The sequence below is a fragment of the Lawsonibacter hominis genome, from assembly GCF_014287895.1.
Lineage (GTDB): Bacteria > Bacillota > Clostridia > Oscillospirales > Oscillospiraceae > Lawsonibacter_A > Lawsonibacter_A hominis.
Map to the genome: position 1 here is coordinate 1 of NZ_JACOPP010000092.1, position 689 is coordinate 689.

Sequence of the window (689 nt, forward strand, 5' to 3'; positions counted from 1 at the left end):
ATGACACCGATCGCGGAAGAAAGCCTGAAGCTGCATTACGCCAAGCGTGGCAAGATCGAAGTGATCTCCACCGTGCGCGTGCAGGACAAGAACGACCTGAGCCTGGCCTATACCCCGGGCGTGGCCCAGCCGTGCCTGGAGATCCAGAGGGACGTGGACAAGAGCTATGAGCTGACGCGGCGCTGGAACATGTGCCTGGTGGCGACCGACGGCAGCGCGGTGCTGGGGCTGGGAGACATCGGTCCGGAAGCTGGGATGCCCGTTATGGAGGGCAAGTGCGTGCTGTTCAAGGAGTTCGGGGGGGTGGACGCGTTCCCCCTGTGCATCAAGAGCCACGACGTGGACGAGATCGTGCGCACCATCCAGCTCATCTCCGGGTCCTTCGGGGGCGTGAACCTGGAGGACATCTCGGCGCCGCGGTGCTTTGAGATCGAGCGGAAGCTGAAGGAGTGCTGCGACATCCCGATCTTCCACGACGACCAGCACGGCACGGCGGTCATTACGCTGGCGGGCCTGACCAACGCCCTGAAGGTGGTGGGGAAGCGGAAGGAGACGGTCCGTGTGGTGATAAACGGCGCCGGGGCGGCGGCGATCGCCATCTGCAAGCTGCTGCTGGCGGCGGGCGTGAAGGACGTGACGCTGTGCGACCGCAGCGGAGCCATCTACGCGGGCCGGGAGAAGGGGATGAA

At 65.0% G+C, this 689-nt stretch carries 1 protein-coding gene; it reads left to right on the forward strand.

The genetic code is table 11. The features are described from left to right. Window positions 1–689: NAD(P)-dependent malic enzyme (locus tag H8S57_RS16920; protein ID WP_186909095.1), on the forward strand; the 689-nt coding region annotated here is incomplete at its 3' end.